This is a genomic window from Pseudomonas koreensis (genome assembly GCF_025447595.1).
GTDB lineage: Bacteria > Pseudomonadota > Gammaproteobacteria > Pseudomonadales > Pseudomonadaceae > Aquipseudomonas > Aquipseudomonas koreensis_H.
This window is the reverse complement of record NZ_JAOEJU010000001.1, coordinates 337,324-356,468: the sequence shown is the minus strand read 5'-3', so window position 1 is coordinate 356,468 and position 19,145 is coordinate 337,324. Positions and strand designations below refer to the sequence as shown.

17 protein-coding genes and 1 tRNA gene are annotated in these 19,145 nt (G+C 59.8%); 13 read left to right on the top strand and 5 right to left on the bottom strand.

Features of this window, described 5'->3' with window-relative positions:
- Positions 1–39: 39 nt before the first annotated feature.
- The 3 genes from N8H71_RS01575 to N8H71_RS01565 all read left to right on the top strand — a co-directional run bounded on the left by N8H71_RS01575 (position 40) and on the right by N8H71_RS01565 (position 4,721).
- Positions 40–1,665 carry an NADP-dependent glyceraldehyde-3-phosphate dehydrogenase gene (locus tag N8H71_RS01575; RefSeq protein ID WP_262192465.1) on the top strand — a complete coding sequence of 542 codons (1,626 nt, stop codon included), beginning with the start codon at positions 40–42 and terminating at the stop codon, positions 1,663–1,665.
- Between the two features lie 46 nt (positions 1,666–1,711).
- Entirely contained in the window at positions 1,712–2,752 is a 1,041-nt protein-coding gene (locus tag N8H71_RS01570; RefSeq protein WP_262192948.1) for an FUSC family protein, read from the top strand.
- Between the two features lie 76 nt (positions 2,753–2,828).
- The gene (locus N8H71_RS01565) at positions 2,829–4,721 is read left to right on the top strand and encodes an acyltransferase family protein (RefSeq protein WP_262192946.1); all 1,893 of its coding nucleotides are present in this window, start codon (positions 2,829–2,831) and stop codon (positions 4,719–4,721) included.
- Between the two features lie 2 nt (positions 4,722–4,723).
- Here N8H71_RS01565 and N8H71_RS01560 read toward each other — a convergent pair whose 3' ends face one another.
- Positions 4,724–5,617, bottom strand: coding sequence for a DMT family transporter (locus N8H71_RS01560; RefSeq protein WP_262192464.1), 894 nt, complete (start codon positions 5,615–5,617; stop codon positions 4,724–4,726).
- Positions 5,618–5,755: 138 nt separating this feature from the next.
- Between N8H71_RS01560 and N8H71_RS01555 the strand changes: the two genes are divergently transcribed.
- Positions 5,756–6,193: an Lrp/AsnC family transcriptional regulator gene (locus N8H71_RS01555; RefSeq protein ID WP_122597892.1), complete on the top strand. Its 438-nt coding sequence runs from the start codon at positions 5,756–5,758 to the stop codon at positions 6,191–6,193.
- A gap of 39 nt (positions 6,194–6,232) precedes the next feature.
- A complete protein-coding gene (locus tag N8H71_RS01550; protein WP_262192463.1) occupies positions 6,233–6,559 on the top strand; it encodes a YceK/YidQ family lipoprotein in 327 nt (108 codons plus the stop codon).
- Positions 6,560–6,631: 72 nt separating this feature from the next.
- On the opposite strand, the gene N8H71_RS01545 is transcribed toward N8H71_RS01550, so the two are convergent.
- Positions 6,632–7,303, bottom strand: a complete 672-nt coding sequence (locus N8H71_RS01545) for a Bax inhibitor-1/YccA family protein (RefSeq protein WP_007955123.1) — start codon at positions 7,301–7,303, stop codon at positions 6,632–6,634.
- Between the two features lie 122 nt (positions 7,304–7,425).
- Here N8H71_RS01545 and N8H71_RS01540 point away from each other — a divergent pair.
- The 3 genes from N8H71_RS01540 (at position 7,426) to N8H71_RS01530 (ending at position 8,770) form a co-directional block, all read left to right on the top strand.
- Positions 7,426–7,513: transfer RNA gene (locus N8H71_RS01540), tRNA-Ser, on the top strand.
- A gap of 132 nt (positions 7,514–7,645) precedes the next feature.
- Positions 7,646–8,107: a hypothetical protein gene (locus tag N8H71_RS01535; protein WP_262192462.1), complete on the top strand. Its 462-nt coding sequence runs from the start codon at positions 7,646–7,648 to the stop codon at positions 8,105–8,107.
- 117 nt (positions 8,108–8,224) lie between these two features.
- Complete coding sequence (locus tag N8H71_RS01530; protein WP_262192461.1) at positions 8,225–8,770, top strand: NADAR family protein; 546 nt, start codon at positions 8,225–8,227, stop codon at positions 8,768–8,770.
- A gap of 87 nt (positions 8,771–8,857) precedes the next feature.
- On the opposite strand, the gene N8H71_RS01525 is transcribed toward N8H71_RS01530, so the two are convergent.
- The gene (locus N8H71_RS01525) at positions 8,858–9,298 is read right to left on the bottom strand and encodes a hypothetical protein (RefSeq protein ID WP_262192460.1); all 441 of its coding nucleotides are present in this window, start codon (positions 9,296–9,298) and stop codon (positions 8,858–8,860) included.
- 470 nt (positions 9,299–9,768) lie between these two features.
- On the opposite strand from N8H71_RS01525, the gene N8H71_RS01520 reads away from it, so the two are divergent.
- On the top strand, positions 9,769–10,188 hold the full coding sequence (locus N8H71_RS01520; RefSeq protein ID WP_262192459.1) for an organic hydroperoxide resistance protein: 420 nt from the start codon (positions 9,769–9,771) through the stop codon (positions 10,186–10,188).
- A gap of 252 nt (positions 10,189–10,440) precedes the next feature.
- Complete coding sequence (locus N8H71_RS01515; RefSeq protein ID WP_431768299.1) at positions 10,441–12,549, top strand: TonB-dependent siderophore receptor; 2,109 nt, start codon at positions 10,441–10,443, stop codon at positions 12,547–12,549.
- On the opposite strand, the gene N8H71_RS01510 is transcribed toward N8H71_RS01515, so the two are convergent.
- Complete coding sequence (locus N8H71_RS01510; RefSeq protein ID WP_262192457.1) at positions 12,546–13,463, bottom strand: LysR family transcriptional regulator; 918 nt, start codon at positions 13,461–13,463, stop codon at positions 12,546–12,548. The genes N8H71_RS01515 and N8H71_RS01510 overlap by 4 nt on opposite strands.
- 100 nt (positions 13,464–13,563) lie before the next feature.
- The gene (locus tag N8H71_RS01505) at positions 13,564–14,763 is read right to left on the bottom strand and encodes an MFS transporter (protein ID WP_262192456.1); all 1,200 of its coding nucleotides are present in this window, start codon (positions 14,761–14,763) and stop codon (positions 13,564–13,566) included.
- A 299-nt stretch (positions 14,764–15,062) separates the two neighbouring features.
- Here N8H71_RS01505 and N8H71_RS01500 point away from each other — a divergent pair, with 299 nt between their 5' ends.
- Genes N8H71_RS01500 through N8H71_RS01490 form a run of 3 tightly spaced genes read left to right on the top strand, consistent with a single transcriptional unit; the run spans position 15,063 to position 19,032 of the window.
- Positions 15,063–16,328, top strand: coding sequence for a c-type cytochrome (locus N8H71_RS01500; RefSeq protein ID WP_262192455.1), 1,266 nt, complete (start codon positions 15,063–15,065; stop codon positions 16,326–16,328).
- Complete coding sequence (locus tag N8H71_RS01495; protein WP_262192454.1) at positions 16,325–16,798, top strand: (2Fe-2S)-binding protein; 474 nt, start codon at positions 16,325–16,327, stop codon at positions 16,796–16,798. Before N8H71_RS01500 ends, N8H71_RS01495 begins: the two co-directional genes overlap by 4 nt.
- A complete protein-coding gene (locus N8H71_RS01490; protein ID WP_262192453.1) occupies positions 16,795–19,032 on the top strand; it encodes a xanthine dehydrogenase family protein molybdopterin-binding subunit in 2,238 nt (745 codons plus the stop codon). The genes N8H71_RS01495 and N8H71_RS01490 overlap by 4 nt, the downstream gene beginning before the upstream one ends.
- Positions 19,033–19,145 lie beyond the last annotated feature (113 nt).

Sequence of the window (19,145 nt, the reverse complement as noted above, 5' to 3'; positions counted from 1 at the left end):
TTCCAATCGGCCCGCCGACATCTTCTACGGGGTAGCGACATGACCACAGCAAACATCCTTGGCAACCTGTTCCCTTCTGTCAGCGACATTCCGGAAAAATACCGCCTCGACGGTCAGGTCGAGCAACGCGAATACCTCGTCGATGGTCAGTTGCGCCGCTGGGACGGCCCGCTCGCCACCGTGCGCAGCCCGGTCTATTTGCATGGCGACAACGGCGACGAACAAGTGATCCTCGGCAGCACGCCGCTGCTGGACGCCGACACCGCCCTCACCGCCCTTGACGCCGCCGTGCGCGCCTACGACCGGGGCCAGGGCCTGTGGCCGACCATGCGCGTGGCCGAACGTATCCAGCACGTCGAAGCCTTCCTCGGGCGCATGCGCCAACAGCGCGACGCCGTGGTGAAACTGCTGATGTGGGAAATCGGCAAGAACCTCAAGGACTCGGAAAAAGAGTTCGACCGCACCTGCGACTACATCGTCGACACCATCAATGCGCTGAAAGAACTCGACCGCCGCTCCAGCCGTTTCGAACTGGAACAGGACACCCTCGGTCAGATCCGCCGTGTCCCGCTCGGCGTGGCGCTGTGCATGGGCCCTTACAACTATCCGCTGAACGAGACGTTCACCACGCTGATCCCGGCGCTGATCATGGGCAACACCGTGGTTTTCAAACCGGCCAAGCTCGGCGTGCTGCTGATACGTCCGTTGCTCGAAGCCTTCCGCGACAGCTTCCCGACCGGCGTGATCAACGTGATCTACGGCAGCGGCCGCGAGACCGTCAGTGCGCTGATGGCCAGCGGCAAGATCGACATCTTCGCCTTCATCGGCACCAACAAGGCCGCCAGCGACCTGAAGAAACTGCACCCGAAACCACACCGCTTGCGTGCCGCATTGGGTCTGGATGCGAAGAACCCCGGCATCGTCCTGCCCGAGGTGGATCTGGACAATGCAGTCAACGAAGCAGTCACCGGTTCCCTGTCGTTCAACGGCCAGCGCTGCACCGCGTTGAAAATCCTGTTTGTGCATGAAGATGTGGTGGACAGCTTCATCGAGAAATTCAACGCCAAACTGGCCAGCCTCAAACCGGGCATGCCGTGGGACAGCGGGGTTTCGCTGACGCCACTGCCGGAGTCGGGCAAGGTCGATTATCTGCACGGGCTGGTCGCTGACGCGCAGAGCAAAGGCGCCCAGGTGGTCAACCCGAATGGCGGTGAAGCGCGGGCCTCGTTCTTCTACCCGGCGGTGCTGTACCCGGTGACGCCGCAGATGCGCGTGTATCAGGAAGAGCAGTTCGGCCCGGTGGTGCCGATCGTGCCGTACCGTCACCTCGATACCGTGATCGACTACGTTTTGGAGTCCGATTTCGGCCAGCAACTGAGCATCTTCGGCACCAACCCGGTAGCCGTCGGCCGACTGGTCGACACCTTCGCCAACCAGGTCGGGCGGATCAACCTCAACGCCCAGTGCCAGCGCGGCCCGGACACTTACCCGTTCAACGGGCGCAAGAACTCCGCCGAGGGCACGCTGTCGGTACACGATGCGCTGCGGGTGTTTTCGATCCGTACGCTGGTGGCGACCAAGTTTCAGGAACCTAACAAGGATCTGATCAGCGAAATCATTCGCGGGCGCGATTCGAACTTCATCGCCACCGACTACATCTTCTGAGGAGGAATCACCGCTGAGCACTTTCAGCCCCCATCGCTGGCCGCCGCTGTTGCGGCGGATCCTGCGGCCGTTGCTCGACCCGTATCGACGTTACCGCCACGCACGAACGATCCACGCGGTGCGGGTAGCGCTGGGGTTGCTGGCGACGATCCTGCTGACCACCGGCATCAATCTGCCCCACGGCGAGTGGGCGTCGGTGACCATGCTGGTGGTCATCGGTGGTTTGCAGCATCACGGCAACATCGGCAAGAAAGCCGCCGAGCGCGCCACCGGCACCTTGATCGGCGCCGGCGTCGGTCTATTGCTGGTGGCGCAACAGGCGTGGCTCGGCATGCCGTGGCTGACCTATTTTGCGATGGCGGTGGTGTGCGGATTTTTCTCGTATCACGCCATCGGCAAGGGGGGTTATACCGCCCTGCTCTCGGCCATCACCGTTTTCATCGTCGCCGGGCATGGCGACAACCCGATCACCGACGGGCTGTGGCGCGGGGTCGATATCCTGATCGGTATCGCCCTGGCCCTGGCCTTTTCCTTTGCCTTGCCGCTGTACGCGGTTTATTCGTGGCGCTACAACCTGGCTGACGCGCTGCGCGATTGCGCCACGGTGTACGGAAGGATCATCGGTGGCCAACCGGTGACGGCCGACGAACACTTGAAGTTGATGAGCCGGCTGAACGCGGTGATGGTGCAGTTGCGCTCGCTGATGCCGTCGGTGTCCAAGGAAGTCAAAGTGTCGATGACCGAACTGGACGCGATCCAGCGTAACCTGCGCATGTGCATCAGCACTCTGGAGATCCTCGGCAACATCCGCCCGGACGCTAACGACCCCGACGCCATGGCGCACCTGCAAGCGGCGCTCAAGGCTGAGCACCGGCATATTCGCGTGCAATTGATCGGCATGGCCCGGGCGTTGAAAACCGGTGCGTCCGGTCGATTGGGACGTCCGGTGGAATTGCCGGACGCCAGCCTCGACACGCCGGTCTACAGCCCGTTGGACGGCTACCGTTTGTTGACCCGGCAACTGGCGGCGAACATCGGCGAGATGCGCCAGCGCCTGGCGAAGACTGCGCCGCGCTGGAACATCTGAGACTTATTTTTCGATGTAACAAACTCGACATCATCTCTACAATGCGCTTCCACAACGGACGTGGATGGATGCATCAATGCAATTCAGGAAGAATATCAATGCCCTGCGGGCGCTCGCCGTGCTATCGGTGGTGCTCTATCACTTTGCTATTCAGGGATTCGGCGGCGGATTTGCGGGCGTAGACGTGTTCTTCGTCATTTCCGGTTTCCTGATGACCGGCATCATCTTCACGGGCCTGGAACAACAGCGCTTTTCGCTACTGGGGTTTTACGCCTCGAGAGCCCGGCGCATCATCCCGGCGTTGCTGGTGGTGTGTATTGCCCTGCTGCTCTTCGGTTTCGTCTTCCTGCCGCTGGATGACTTTCGCGACGTCATCAGAACGATAAAAAGCAGCCTGCTGTTCAGTTCCAACTTCATGTTCGCCAAGGGTGGCAGCTACTTCGACGCGCCTTTGCACGAGAACTGGTTGTTGCACACCTGGTCGCTGTCAGTCGAATGGCAGTTCTACATGCTTTATCCCGTGTTGTTGATGGGCATGTACAGGTTTCTGGGCCCACAAAAAACCCGCTACTCGCTGTTGATGCTGGCCGCAGCGTCTTTCGCCGCGTCGGTCGTCATGACCCGCTCGGACCCGGTGTTTGCCTTCTACATGCTACCGACCCGCGCCTGGGAATTGATTGCCGGCGGCCTGGTGTTTCTCTTTCCCTTGCAACTGAGCAAGCGCAACGGTTCGATCTGTGAAGGCCTGGGTCTGCTGGCCATTTTGGGCAGTGTGTTGTGTTTTTCGGAACAGGATCTGTGGCCGGGTTACCTGGCGCTGTTGCCGGTACTGGGCACGGTACTGGTGATCTACGGTAATACCCGATCGGTTTTCAGCACTTTCAAGCCACTACAATTGACTGGCACCATTTCCTACTCGGTTTATCTGTGGCACTGGCCGCTGGTGGTTCTTCTCTACACTTGCGGCCTGCTCGACAGCTGGCCACACGTATGGGGAGCGGTGGCGTTGTCATTTGTTCTGGGGGCCGGGTCGTATTATCTGGTGGAATCCAGGGTCAAGCCGATGACGTCGGTACGCGGTACGCTCTTCAGGTTTGCATCGTGGGTGATCGCAATGGTTGTCGTGTCCGCCGCGACGGCGTCGCTGGTCAAGAATCATCCGACACTTCGCTTTGCCTTTGTCGACCTTGGGCAGCCCGAGTACACCAGTAAACTCTATACCCAGGAATGTCACCCGAGTGCTTACGACGCCGCTGATTGCAAACTGGGCAACGGCGAGGTGTCAGTCATTCTGTTTGGCGACAGCCATGCGCAATCCACCGCCGCTGCCGTGCAGTTGGATAATCCGCAGGCAGCCCTGTCGTGGTCTCTGGGCGGCTGCCCGACATTGCAGAACTTTCAGATGCACGACAAAAAGCTCGAGCATAAATGTCAGGCGTTCAATCACGAAAAACTGCAGGTACTGAAGAATTCATACGCGGGAGTTCCAGTGGTGCTGCTCAGCAGAGCGGCGCTGTATGCCGATCCGAGTCGTAACAACAGCTATCGGATTCGCTTTCCCGATCGCCAGCAAATGTCTTTCAGCGAGGCCTACGTTGCTGAATACACGAACACCGTGTGCGCCATTGCCGAAAACCATCCGGTTTACATCGTCAAACCGATCCCGGAAATGCCGTTCAGCGTCTATAAGGGCCTGAATCTGCACCAACGCATCTTTGGCGACACCGCCGATATTTCCGTCCCGTTGCAGGATTACGAGCAACGCAACCGAATCGCCAACGATGCCATCGAAGCTGTGGCGAAACGGTGCAATGCACAGGTACTGGACCCGACCCCGCTGCTTTGCCCGGATGGCAATTGCATGGGGTCAAAGCAAGGTGTGCCACTTTATTTCGACGATAACCATCTGGTCGATGCCGGCAATCAACAACTGAGAGGACTGTTCAAAGCCGCAGTCAAGGAGATCTGAATTCATTGCGCGGCCAGACGCCGCGCCTTCACGCCCCAACCCTGTTGCATGCCGGCAGCGGCCAGCAGGATAGCCGCCACGCCGATCCATTGCAGGGTTTGCAGTTGATGACCGAAGGCAAACCAGTCAACGAAAATCGCCGCGATCGGGTAGATGAACGACAGAGCGCCAGTCAGTGCGGTCGGCAGTTTCTGAATCGCGCCGTAGAGCAGCACGTACATCAGGCCGGTGTGGACAATGCCCAGTGTCACCAGGCTGGCCCAGGCACTCGGTGCCTCGGGCATTGCTGAAAAATGCGCGAACGGCGCGAGCAGCAGCACCCCGGTGCAGACCTGTATCAGCGCAATCAGGTGCGGTGGCGTGCCGGTCAGGCGTTTGATGATCAACGCGGCGATGGCGTACAGAAACGCCGCCCCTAGCGCCAGCGCGATCCCCATCAGGTAATCACTTCCGCCCTCGCCCTGCCCGCCGTGGGCACTGACGATCGCCAGCATCCCCATGAAAGAAATCGCCAGCCAGAACAGCTTCTGCAGGGTGATCTTCTCACCCAGAAACAGCGCCGCCAGACCCACCAACATGAATGGCTGCACGTTGTACACCGCCGTGCCGATAGCAATCGAGGCCCGTGAATACGAGGCGAACAGCAACACCCAGTTGCCGACGATCGCCACACCGCTGAATACCGCCAGCAGAAACGTCGTGCGGGTCAGAATGCCTGGGCGCAGAAAGCCGAACGCGGCGCAGATCAGCAGCAAGGTCCCGGCACCGAACACACAGCGCCAGAACACCACGTCCAGCACCGGTTGACCCGACACCAGAACGAACCAGCCAATCGTCCCGGATATCAACATGGCGGCGGTCATTTCGAATGAGCCGCGACGGATTGTTTTGTCCATCATCAATCTCCTTAATGTGTGGCAAAAGTATGCCAAGCGAGACTGAGGCTTCTCCAGCGCAAAAAGCAGGCTAAACTCGATTTCTGCCTTTTTTATCAAGGGTGTTTTGCGTCATTCGCCTAATGCGGGAGTTTTTGTATGACCGACGATATCGACCAGGTCCTGATCGGAGCCTTGATGGAGGATTCGCGGCGCTCCCTCAAGGCGCTGGCGCAGATCAGCGGGCTGTCCTCACCGAGCGTCGCCGAACGTTTGCGGCGTCTGGAAGAGCGTGGCGTGCTCAAGGGCTACACCGTGGAGATCGATCCGAAATGCTTCGGCTATCAACTACAGGCCATTGTCCGCGTGCGGCCATTGCCGGGGCAATTGCAGGAGGTGGAACGGCAGATTATGTCGATTCCCGAGTTCACCGAGTGCGACAAGGTGACTGGCGAGGATTGTTTTATCGCTCGTCTGCATGTGCGTTCGATGGAGCAGCTCGACACCCTGCTCGACCGGCTCAATACGCTGGCGGAGACCAATACCGCGATCGTCAAGAAGACCCCGGTGAAACGTCGATTGCCGCCGATGGCGTAAGCGGCGTAGATTGAGTTTTTCCGGCGAAGGATTGGCGGCATGAAAATTCAGGCAATGATGCTGGCGGCGTTGATGCTGACTGGGTGCGGAACGGTGCAGACCGTGGCGTTCAGTGACAAGCACTCTACCGACCAGTTGAAAGCGAACAAAAGCTACTGCGGCGCTGTACCGCGCATTTACAGTGGCGTGACATATGATTTCTGCATGCTGCACGCCGAGAAGCCGGATGACGTCGATGCGTTCAACTACAAGAACGCGACACCGGGCCTGCTGGTCGATGCGGCCGTGTCGGGCGTGCTCGATACCTTGCTGTTGCCCTACACGATCTACAAGCAACAGGCCGATGGCAGCATCGAGATCAATTGATCGCCTGCTCTCTTTTTCGCAGGCAACAAAAAACCCGCTTTCGCGGGTTTTCTGTTTATTGCGGTGCAGCTATCAGTCGTCGCGGCTCATGATGCCGAAGATCTGCAACAGGCTGACGAACAGGTTGTAGATCGATACATACAGGCTGATGGTCGCCATGATGTAGTTGCGCTCGCCGCCGTGGATGATGGCACTGGTCTGGAACAGGATGCAGACCGACGAGAACAGCACGAAACCTGCGCTGATCGCCAGTTGCAGGCCGCTGATCTGGAAGAACATGCTCGCCAGCGTCGCACCCAGCAACACGAAGAAACCGGCGGTGATGAAGCCACCGAGGAAGCTCATGTCCTTGCGGGTGATCAGCACGTAAGCCGACAGACCACCGAACACCAGTGCAGTCATCGCGAACGCGGAGCTGACCACTTCAGCGCCGCCCTGCATGCCTAGGTAACGGTTGAGGATCGGGCCGAGCAGGAAACCCATGAAACCGGTCAGGGCAAACGCCGACACCAGGCCCCAGGCGGAATCACGAAGCTTGTTGGTGAGGAAGAACAGCCCGTAGAAGCCGATCAGCACCACGAAAATATTCGGGTAGCCGACCCGCATCTGCTGGGCCACGAACGCCATCACACCGCTGAATGCGAGGGTGAGCGCCAGTAGACCGTAAGTGTTGCGCAGGACGCGGCTAACCTCTAGCTGCTCAGCCTGCACGCTGTTGTGAACTGCGTAATCCTGTTCGCGCATGGCGACACTCCTGTTGGTTTGAAACGTTCAGTCGCAAAGATCATAACAGACGCTCTGTAACAAGCCATGCACAGAGTTTGACAGTGTGTTTCATTCAGGTATTATGGCGCCCGCAACGCAACGGAGGTGTGGCCGAGTGGTTTAAGGCAACGGTCTTGAAAACCGTCGACTGTAACAGGTCCATGAGTTCGAATCCCATCGCCTCCGCCATCTTTTATACGACAAAGCCCTGATTATTCAGGGCTTTGTCGTTTCTGGCGTTCTGAAAAATCTGCGTCCTTATAGAGCCACTTCAAGAAGCAGCACGGAAGCACCATCGATTCCATAGAAGGAACCTTAACAATGCTGGAACACATCTGGCGCAGCATCAATTCCCCGGACTACTTCCCCACCGTATTGGATTGGATGATCCATATTCCCCTCAACCCGTTCATGGTCATCATGTGCCTGATGGTCGGAGCGCTGGCCGGTAAGTGGTGGAGAGCCATCCCCTACGGCAGCCTTACGTGTTACGTGGTGTTCCTGAGCCGGTCGTCATTTTTTCGGTGGGGAAGCATTTTTCCCTCAGCCGGCCTGCCTGCGCTGTTCATTGATGGCGCCGTACTTGCCCTCCTCGGTTTCTATTTGAAAGGCGTACTCAAAACCCGCTCAGAAACAAAACCCGAAGGCCATTGGTTGCGCAGGCTTTATAAAGGCTTGAAAGGCCTCATGCTGACAATCATGGTGACGTTCTGGGTACTCGTCGTGTTGTTTGTTGTGACCTTCACCCTCTCGGTCGCTACCAAGCCGTCATTGGTGAACTGACCGGTCTCGGGAAACCCTGTTCGCTCCCTCTCTCAGGGGGGCACGCAAACGAGATTTGCTCTGGTAGGTCGTGATAAAACTGTCGCCTCAAAGGGCCAATTGCCAAGGAAGCATTCATTGCAAGACTCCAACTATCTGGAAGACCTCCGCTCCCGATTCAACGCTGGAGAGGCGCTTGAATACGCGTTTTTCTGGGGACACCAGCGAAGCAAGCACGGCGTCACAGCATCGTGTTTCAGTCAGTGGTTCGAAGCCGAATTCGTTATCGAAGGGCAACGCTACTCGACTGCCGAACATTACATGATGGCCGAGAAAGCCGCCCTGTTCGGCGATCAGGACATTCGTGCTCAAGTGTTCCAGGCGCCTACCCCCAACGCAGCGAAAGCGCTTGGCCGTAAAGTACGCGGTTTCAACGAGCACGAATGGCTGCAACACCGATATGCAATCGTCGTCCGGGCCAACCAGGCCAAGTTCGCGCAAAACCCGGAGTTGAATGCATTCCTCAAGGGCACCGGTTCTCGCATCATCGTTGAGGCCAGTCCGGTTGATAGCATCTGGGGCATCGGGCTCGCTCAGGATCACGAAAACGCGAGTAACCCCAATCTGTGGCAAGGCCTGAATCTGCTGGGGTTTGCGCTTATGCAGGTTCGCGACGAAAGCTGATTGGGCCATTGATGGAGCGGCCCTGCTCGGTTGCGCCAAGCAAGCCGGTCGCGGCGCTTGAACACCGCGACCGGGTAATCGAGCACCTTACGCGAACGACGTTTCATGCTCGCTTTCATGGACGTAAATCCACGAGATTCCCGACGGTGAATCCGGGTCGAGGCGCATGAGCGCCGAGTCGACTTTCTTCTTGGTGATCCCGTTCTTGACCAGATCGAAAACCGTCAGGAAGAAGTCACCGGGGAGCGGCGTGATCGAGAGATTGATGATGTGCGACTCGGGGCTTCCGGCACGCTTGCCGTGCAGGCCCCAAAGGCGTTCCCAGTAGTTCTCGCGGTCCATGATCTGACCATCCGTGAGCACCACCCGGAAATCGTTCGCCAACGCGTCGTACAAAGGTTTTATGGCGCCCTCCGATTGGGCAGCCACGCCGCGCGACCACGGGAAAAAGAGGTTGTACCATCGATACACCTCCGCTTCGACGAGCGCAGTTTTATCTGAGGTTTCGAGTCGTTGATCCATTGCCATCTGTGTTCTCCTTAACAAGAAAAAGGCGGGGAATTTCGTCAGGCATCGCACCAACGATGTACCGCGCCTTGTTCAAGATCCATCCTGAAAGCTACGTCACCAAGTCCAGCTCAAGTGATCGCATGCGAAGCGTTGCTGTCACTTCACTGACCCGGACAAGAAACATAGCCTTTACCCTGTTGGATAGTATTGAGAACTGCCCGAGGGGCAAAGGTAACCGAGCGATCGTTGTCCTCCTATCCGGGGCCAACGTTGAAGGTTGCTGGTGCCCAGCGTCAGATCTGCGAAACGCCTCAATACACCGCCCGCAACCATTCCAGCAAAACCATTTTCCAGGCTGCCGGGCCTGGGGCTACACAACGATACATAACGCCCCTGGCACGACACATCCCGGGTACATGCCGATGCAAAAGTGTGGGCCATCGGAACCTGACTTTCCGACTCCCTCACTCACTCAGGCAGAGCAATTCATGATCAATCAAATCGACACCGTGCTGTACACCGGCAAGACCCGCACCACCGGCGGACGCGATGGCACCTCGCGCAGTTCGGACGGTAATCTGGACATCAAACTGTCGCCACCCGGCTCCAACGGCAGCGGCACCAACCCGGAACAACTGCTGGCGGCAGGTTGGTCAGCCTGCTTCATCGGCGCCATGGGCAAAGCGGCTGCGTCGCTGAAGCTCAAACTGCCGGTTGATGTGGCGGTTGAAACCGAAATCGATCTGGGCAAGACCGGCGATGCGTTTTACCTGCGGGCCCGTTTGAATGTCAGCCTGCCGGGGCTGGAGTCTTCGGTCGCCCAGACGCTGATGGAAGCCGCGCACCAGACTTGCCCCTACTCCAAGGCGACTCACGGCAATATCGATGTCACCCTGCGCCTGATCTGAAACAGGTTTACGCCAGTTTCATCCTCAAACGCCCGAGGCACTGCCTCGGGCGTTTTGTTTTTTTCGCGAACGCGATTTCACATTTTTTTCACGAATCGCTTTGTCGCTGTAAAAAATCCTGACACAATTAATAGTAATGATTCTCAAAAGCTCCTTAACTATTAATTAAAAGACCAGGAAGCATTCATGTCGCGCCCCAACACGCAACATAGTTCCAAGCCGTCGCTTAACCTCTTGTCCATGGCCATCTGCATGGCGGTTCTGACCCCGGCGTTGGCCGATGAAGCCAGCAAAGCGCAGGACAAATCCCCGCCCGCCACCCTTGAACTGGATGCGACGGCGATCACTTCAACTCAGTTGGGCAGCACCACCGAAGGCTCCGATTCCTACACCACCGGCACCATGGCCACCGCCACCAAACTGCCGTTGACCCTGCGCGAAACCCCGCAAGCCGTCACCGTGATCACCCGCCAGCGCATGGACGATCAGGCGATGACCAGCATCAATGACGTGGTCAACGCCACGCCGGGGCTGTTCCTCAACTACTCCAGCGGCCCCGGCCGGCAGACCTATACCTCGCGTGGTTTCGACATCGACAACCTGATGTACGACGGCATTCCGAGCGGCTACAACGGCGTGAACGTGGGGTCACAGCCGAACCTGGCGATGTTCGATCGGGTTGAGGTAGTACGGGGCGCGACCGGTCTGGTCACCGGTGCCGGCAACCCCTCGGCGGCGATCAATCTGGTGCGCAAACGTCCACTGGCCGAACAACGCGTCACCCTGACCGGCGCCGCCGGGACCTGGGACAACTATCGTGGCGAGCTTGATGCTTCGAGCCCGCTCAACGACAGCGGCACCCTGCGCGGCCGGGTGGTCACGTCCTATCGCGACTCCAACAGTTTTATCGATGACGTCGGTGAGCGACACGACCTGTTCTACGCCGTCACCGAAGCCGACCTGAGCGAAGACACCACGCTGACCGTCGGCTTCTCCAACCAGAAGGACAAGACCAACTACTTCTGGGGCTCGTCGATGATCGGCCTCGATGGTCATCACCTCGATCTGCCGCGCTCCTACAATCCCGGCACCTACTGGGAGAACAAGGATCAGGAGATCAACACGGTTTTCGCCGAGCTCCGCCAGCAACTGGCCAACGACTGGAAGCTTCAGGTCAACGCCAACTATTCCGAACAGAACGCGCTGTTCTCCGGCTCCTACCAGTCACGTTGGGTCAACGACACCCTGGCCCGCACGGTTTACCAGTCCAAGGCCGACGAAAACCAGGCCGGTCTGGACGCATTCTTCAGCGGCCCGTTCGAAGCCTTCGGACGTAGCCACGAATTGGTGGTCGGCGCCAGCAAGCGCATCTACGACCTGACCACCCACAACTACTCGCCGTACGACACCAACTGGCCGATCAACGCCGGTAAACCGGACTTCGTCCACACCGACAACGGGCGTGAAGTCACCACTCAGGACGGCGTCTACCTGACCACTCGCCTGAGCCTGGCCGACCCGCTGAAGTTGATCCTCGGCGGACGTCTGGACTGGTACGACTACGACAACCGCGATGGCGACGGCGACTACAAGGTCACCCGCAACGTCACCCGCTATGCCGGCCTGATCTATGAGCTGGACGACCATCACTCGGTCTACGCCAGCTACAGCGACATCTTCACGCCGCAGAGCAGCAAGGACACCTCCGGCAGCCCGGTCAAACCGATCGTGGGCAAGAATTACGAGGTCGGCATCAAGGGCGAATACCTGGGCGGCGCGCTGAACGCCAGCCTCGCCGTGTTCCGCGTCGATCAGGAAAACCGCGCGGTGCAAGTGTTCGTGCCGAACTGCCCGCAATCGTCCTGCTATGAGGCATCCGGCGAAATTCGCAGCCAGGGCATCGACCTCGAACTGCAAGGCGCGCTTACCGACAACTGGCAGATCGGCGGCGGTTACACCTATGCTCGCACGCACACCATCAAGGATGATGCGAACCCGCAGAACGTGAACAAGCAGTTCGACACCGACACCCCGGAACACTTGTTCAAGCTGACCACCCGCTACAACTTCCAGGGCCCGCTGGAAAAACTGCGCGTGGGCGGCAACATCTCCTGGCAGAGCCGCATGTACAACGACGTCGAACTGCTCGACGGCGGCGAGTACCGCCTCAAGCAAGGCGCCTACGCCGGCACCGACCTGATGGCCGGCTACCGGGTCAATCAGAACCTCGATCTGCAGCTCAACGCCAACAACATCTTCGACCGCAAGTACTACTCCACCATCGCCAACTCCGTCAGCTACGGCGGCGACAGCTATGGCAATCCGCGGAACATGATGCTCACGGCCAAGTACACCTTCTAGGTTTTCCTGGCGCAGGGAAGCGCCAATATTTCTTCCAGAAAATCGATGAACACATTGATGCGGCTTGAGCCTCGGTGATTGGGCAGATACAACGCATTGATGCAACAGCTCGCATTGCCAGGATTGACTTCGTAATGTTCCAGCAATCGCGTCAACCGCCCTGCCGCGACATCCTCACGCACCAGCCAGTCAGCCAATAGCGTCACCCCGCGCCCCGCGACAGCCGCTTCGCGCAGGATGTCGGCGTTGTTGCTTTGCAGACGGCCATGCACGTTGAGCTGGATGTTTTCTTCGTCGCCCTGAAACGTCCAGTGCAGGTGCGAGCCCGCGTAATCGAAGCGCAGGCATTGGTGTTCAAGCAAATCACGCGGATGCACCGGCGCGGTGTGCTGACTCAGATAATCCGGGCTCGCCACCACCCAGCGTTGAAAGCCACCCACCCGTTTGCTGACGATATCTTCGCTGACCACCGTCGATCCGAGACGCACCGAGACATCGATCTGTTCGCTCAGCAGATCGCTGACCTGATCGCTCAACGAAACACTGATTTCAAGTCCCGGATGACGATCAAGCAATCGACCCAGATGCGGTGCGATGATTTGTCGGCCGAACTCCACCGGTACGCTGATGCGCAAACGCCCTTGCGCCTCGCTGCCACGGTCGGCGACAACGGCGTCGGCCTCATCGATGGCGTCGAGGATGGCCACCGCTTTCTCGAAATAGGTTTGTCCGGCGACCGTCACGCTGGTGTTGCGTGTTGTGCGATTGAGCAGGCTGGCGCCCAACTCGTTTTCCAGCCCCGCCACCTGGCGTGTCACCGATGAAGTCGAGATCCCGAGTTTGCGCGCGGCCGATGAATAACCACCGCAACGCACCGTTTCAACGAACATTTTCAGTGCCAGCAACTTGTCCATAAGTGGAGCCCGATCGAAAGGAAACGATGATGATTGTGCATCACCGCTCCCCCTTCGTCTTGTAAGACCGTGCTTCATTGGACTCGTCGACGCCTGCTGATCAAGCATCGGCCTTGCGGCTCAGGAACATCGCCAGAGCCAGCGCCGGCAGCAATGCCACAGTCACGGCGGACAGGTTCCAGCCAAAATGTTCGTAGAGCGGACTCGCCACCAGCGATCCCAAAGCACCGCCGACGAAGATGCTGGTCATGTACACCGCATTCAAGCGTGCCCGGCTGTGTGGATCGATGGCGTACACCTCGCGCTGTCCCAGCACCATGTTCAGTTGCACGGCGAAATCCAGCAGCACTGCACAGACCACCAGCCAGAGGTAACTGCTGCCCGGCAACGCGGCGATCAGCAGAGAGACCGGTGCCATCAGCAATGCAACGAGAGTCCCGCCCCGTCCGTGCCCGGCATCGGCCAGACGCCCGGCAATCGGCGCCGCGACCGCACCCACAGCCCCGACCAGGGCAAAAATCGCCACCTGTGCCTGACTGAACCCGTGGTGACGCATCAGTTCGATGGGGGCCAGGGTCCAGAACAGGCTGAAGCTGGCAAACAACAACCCCTGATACAACGAACGCTGACGCAATACCGGGTGCCGACGGGCCAGTGCAAACACCGAGCCGATCAGCGCCACATAAGTCGCCTGATGGCTGGGAGCGCGGCGTGGTAGCACAATGGCGGTAATCAGAGCGATGACCGCCATCAGTGCTGCAGCGCTGAAAAACACTCCGCGCCAGCCGAATACCTCCACCATGAGACTCGACAGCGGACGCGACAGCAGAATGCCCAGCAACAGGCCACTCATGATGTTCCCAACTACCCGGCCACGTGTCGCCTCGGGCGCCAGATGCGCCGCCAGCGGTACAAGAATCTGCACCGCCACGGAGGTGAGGCCGATCAGCAATGACAAGACGAGGAACATCGATGGCGAATGTGTCAGACCGGCGCACAACAGTGTCACGCTCGCCGCGAGGGTGAAACCCACCACCAGACGGCGGTTTTCCATCAGGTCCGCCAGCGGCACCAGCAACAACAGACCCAACGCATAACCGAACTGAGTAAGTGAAACAATCAGACTGGCATTGGCGCTGGACAGGCCGATCTGCGGCGCGATCAGTTCGACGATCGGCTGCGCGTAATAAAGGTTGGCCACGACCGCGCCGCAGCAAAACGCCAGGAACGCGACCATCAGTCCGGAAAGAGTTGTGGACTGTTCGGCCTTGGCCGCCGCAGCCGGATTGCCGGTGAGCATGATGACACCTCGTTGAGTTCGGGAAAGTGACACCAAGGCTAAGGGCCGCGGCTGCCATCGGGTATCCGTCCCGAAGGCAATGGAGTGATGCGCCATGCGCAACGAACCGGGTGTTGCATTTGGCGCAACGCGCTATTGCGCGACCTGGCAATACTCGGACGTCTGCACCTTCTCTACCCTTGGGCACCTGGCGCAGGGCTCCCCATTGGCGCCCTTTCCCGGTCGCTCAAGGAGTTGTTGATGATGCCGAACCCGTCCCCTCTACTCACCGCACTCTCCTGCTCATGAACGGCAACTTCATGAGATCCAGGCCCCTGTGGATCAGTGCGGCAGTGGCCGCTTCGATCGGCGCAATCGGCGCCGTCCTGCTGATGTGGCGTCCTGCGATTGCGCCCGTCGAGCGCCCGCAAACGTTCGGCTCCGTGCAACTGCAACGCGGTGCGCGAGTGGTCGAGGCTGGTGACTGCGCGGTGTGTCATACGCGTCCCGGCGGCCAGTATCTGGCCGGTGGACTGCCGCTGGTGACACCGTTCGGCACGCTCTACAGCACCAACATCACCCCCGATCCACAGACCGGAATCGGCCAATGGTCGCTCCCGGCCTTCGAACGGGCGATGCGTGAGGGGATTTCTCGCGACGGCCACTTTCTGTACCCCGCCTTTCCTTACGTTCACTACCGGCGCATGAGCGCGGACGACATCGCCGACGCCTACGCGTACCTGATGAGCGGCCCCGCCGTGGACTCACCTCCACGACAAAACCAGATGAACTTCCCGATGAACATCCGCCCGCTGGTGTCGTTCTGGAACCTGCTGTTCCTGCATGCAAAGCCACTGACGCCGATCGCGCAGCAATCCGACGCGTGGAATCGCGGACGTTATCTCGTTGAAGGGCCTGGCCACTGCGCCGGCTGTCACTCTCCGCTGAACCTGATCGGTGCCGAAAAAACCGGCGAAAGTCTGGCGGGTGGCACGGTGGATGGCTGGGACGCGCCTTCGCTGCTCGGCATGGCCCATCGCGCAACCCCGTGGAGCAGCGAGCAACTGGTGAATTACCTGCGCGCAGAAGTCGTCGACGAACATGGCACGGCGGCCGGCCCGATGCGCCCGGTCAGCCTCAGTCTGGCGCGCTCGCCGGTGGCGGATGCACAGGCAATTGCCGAGTACCTGCTGAGTCTGCCGGCGAAAACCGTAATGGCCGAAACCCGCAATTCCACCGCAAGCGCCGAGCCATCAGATCAAACCTCCGGCGCCCTGCTGTTCGCCAGCGCCTGCGCCGGCTGTCACGGACAAGGCGCACCGATGCGCGAAATCGACGGACGCCCGTCACTGGAGCAGACGTCAGCGCTGCAAGCCTCAAGCTCGCGCAACTTCCTCAAAACCGTACTCGAAGGAATCCCGGCAACGCCGGGCCTGCCCGGACCGGTGATGCCACCGTTCGCCGCCAGTCTCGACAACGCTCAGCTTTCCGCCCTTGCGACCTGGCTACGCCGGCAGGCCCGACCCGACCAATCCTGGACAGACCTTACTGCCACCCTCGACGCGCTACGTCAGGAGACGAAATGACTCAAGTCACGCTCAACGTCAACGGTTCATCCCAGGCTCTGGAACTGGAACCTGACATGCCGCTGCTCTACGCACTGCGCAATCATCTGGGGCTCAACGGTGCCAAATACGGGTGTGGTCTTGGGCAATGCGGTGCCTGCACCGTGATTGTCGACGGCCAGCCGGTATTTTCCTGCCTCACGCCCTGCGCGGGTGTTGAGGGCAAAGAGGTTCGCACAGTGGAAAGCCTCGGCACGGCCGAACATCCCGGCCCGTTGCAGCAAGCTTTCATCGACAAGCAGGCCGCTCAATGCGGCTATTGCATCGCTGGCATGTTGATGCGCGCGCAATCATTGCTGGAAATCAACCCGCACCCGGACGAACAAACCATTCGCGAGTACATGGCAGGCAACCTGTGCCGCTGCGGCACTCACCTGCGAATCATCGAAGCGATCAGCCAGGTGGCCCGGCAAAACGGGAGATCGCAATGACCACTAACGACAAAGTCGATCACAGTCGCCGCGCATTCCTGCGCGGTGGCGCCTTGCTGGTGGCGTTTGCCCTCGTGCCGACCACTCGCAAGGCCTGGGCAGACACCGAAGTCGACACGCTGGGCACCGTGGTTCTGGCGCCGGACCTCCCCGGCAGCCTGCGCACCAATCCGTATCTTGACGCCTGGATTCGCGTCGCTCCTGAAGGCATCACCGTTTACACCGGCAAAGTCGAGCTGGGCACCGGCGTCAAAACTGCCTTGCTGCAAATTGCCGCCGAGCGCCTGGAGGTCTCTCCGACAGCAATCAACTTGCTCACCGCCGACACTGCACTGACACCGAACGAAGGCTACACCGCCGGCAGCCACAGTATTTTCGACAGCGGGACCGCGCTGTTCAATGCAGCAGCGCAAGTACGTGAACTGTTGCTTGAGGCCGCCGGACACGACTGGAACGTTGCACTGGCGCTATTGACGACTCGGGACGGCATCATTCTCGGCCCGACCGGACAACGGATGTCGTATGCCGACGCAGTAAAGCATGTCGACCTGCACCGCTACGCCACGACCGAATCGCCGACAGTGCCAGCGGCGTCATTCAAACTGATCGGCCATTCGCTGCAACGACTGGATATTCCAGCCAAAGTCAGCGGCGGTGCCGCGTTCGTTCAGGACATTCGCCTGCCGGGCATGCTGCACGCCCGCGTCATTCGCCCGCCTCGGCCGGGCTGCACGCTGGAGGCCTTCGACACGCAGTCGATCAAAATCCTGTCTGGCATAGTGCAGGTGATTCGCGACGGCAATTATCTTGCCGTGGTGGCGAATGATGAATGGCAGGCGATCAAAGCCATGCGTCACGGATACGCGTCGGCGCGCTGGAGTGGCGGCCAGGCGATTCCAGAGTCGCGGGACATCCACACGTTGCTGGAGCGCCTGCCCTCACGCCGTTATCCGATCAGCCATGAGGGCTCACCGAAAGGCACGACCGACAACAGCTATCGTGCCCGCGTGACCAAACAATATCTGATGCACGGTTCGATCGGCCCGTCCTGCGCCGTGGCTTGGTTCAAGGACGACACCCTCACCGTCTGGACCCACACTCAGGGCGTGTATCCCCTGCGTGCAGGGATCGCCGAAATGGTCGGCTTGCCACCCGAGCGTGTGCGCTGCATCCACACCGAAGGTTCCGGCTGTTATGGCCACAACGGCGCAGACGATGCAGCGGCTGACGCGGCATTGATAGCCATGCGCGTTCCGGGCATACCGGTGCGGGTGCAATGGATGCGCGAACAGGAAAATCTCTGGGAGCCCTACAGCTCGGCGATGGTCACCGAAGTGCAGGCCAATCTTGATGCGCAAGGTCGGTTGCAGGACTGGAACTACGAACTGTGGACCACGCCTCACAACGAACGCATCGTCAATGCCGGGCGCTTGCTGCCGGCACGGCTGCTGGCCCGGCCGTTCACCTCCGCGCCGTCGGTGCCGATCGCTCAACCTGAAGGCGACGGCGATCGCAACGCGGTGCCGCTGTATACCCTGGCCTCCTCGCGCATCGACATGAACTTCGTCACCGAGATGCCGTTTCGCACATCGGCCATGCGCTCGCTGGGTGCGCACATCAACATTTTCGCCATCGAGGCCTGCATCGACGAACTGGCGGCCAAGGCCGGACTCGATCCGGTTGCACTGCGTCTGGCGCACCTCACCGATCCCCGGGCCCGGGCCGTGGTGGAGCAAGTTCGCGACGCTGCCGGCTGGCCACAAAAAAACCGCGAACCCGGCGCAGGTATCGGCTTCGCATTCGCTCGCTACAAAAACATCATGGGCTACTGCGCCATCGCCGTGCGCCTTCGAGTGCATCCGCAGACTGGAGAAGTGCAGATCGATCACGTCGTCACCGCGGTCGACGTAGGGCAGATCGTCAATCCCGATGGCCTGCGCAATCAGGTCGAAGGCGGGATCGTGCAGTCCACCAGCTGGACGCTGTATGAAAAGGTCGCCTATGACGCCGGTGGCGTACGCAGCTACGACTGGAGCGGCTATCCGATCCTGCGCTTCTCGCAACTACCCGGGAAGGTCGACGTTCATCTGCTCGACCAGCCGGGACAACCGTTTCTGGGTGCCGCCGAAATCGTTCAGGGCCCCATGGCCGCGGCCATCGGCAATGCCGTGGCGAACGCCACCGGGCGGCGCTGGCTGAACCTTCCGCTGACTCGCTCGGAGCAACCGTCCTGATCGCCCCGGCGTTGCGTTTCGCGCAATGCAGTTCGGCCCGTTGCCTGGATTATCAAGCGCCCTCCTACCCCTTAACGTAAGGCCATCCGGTGCCGGACCTGACTTCCGGCACC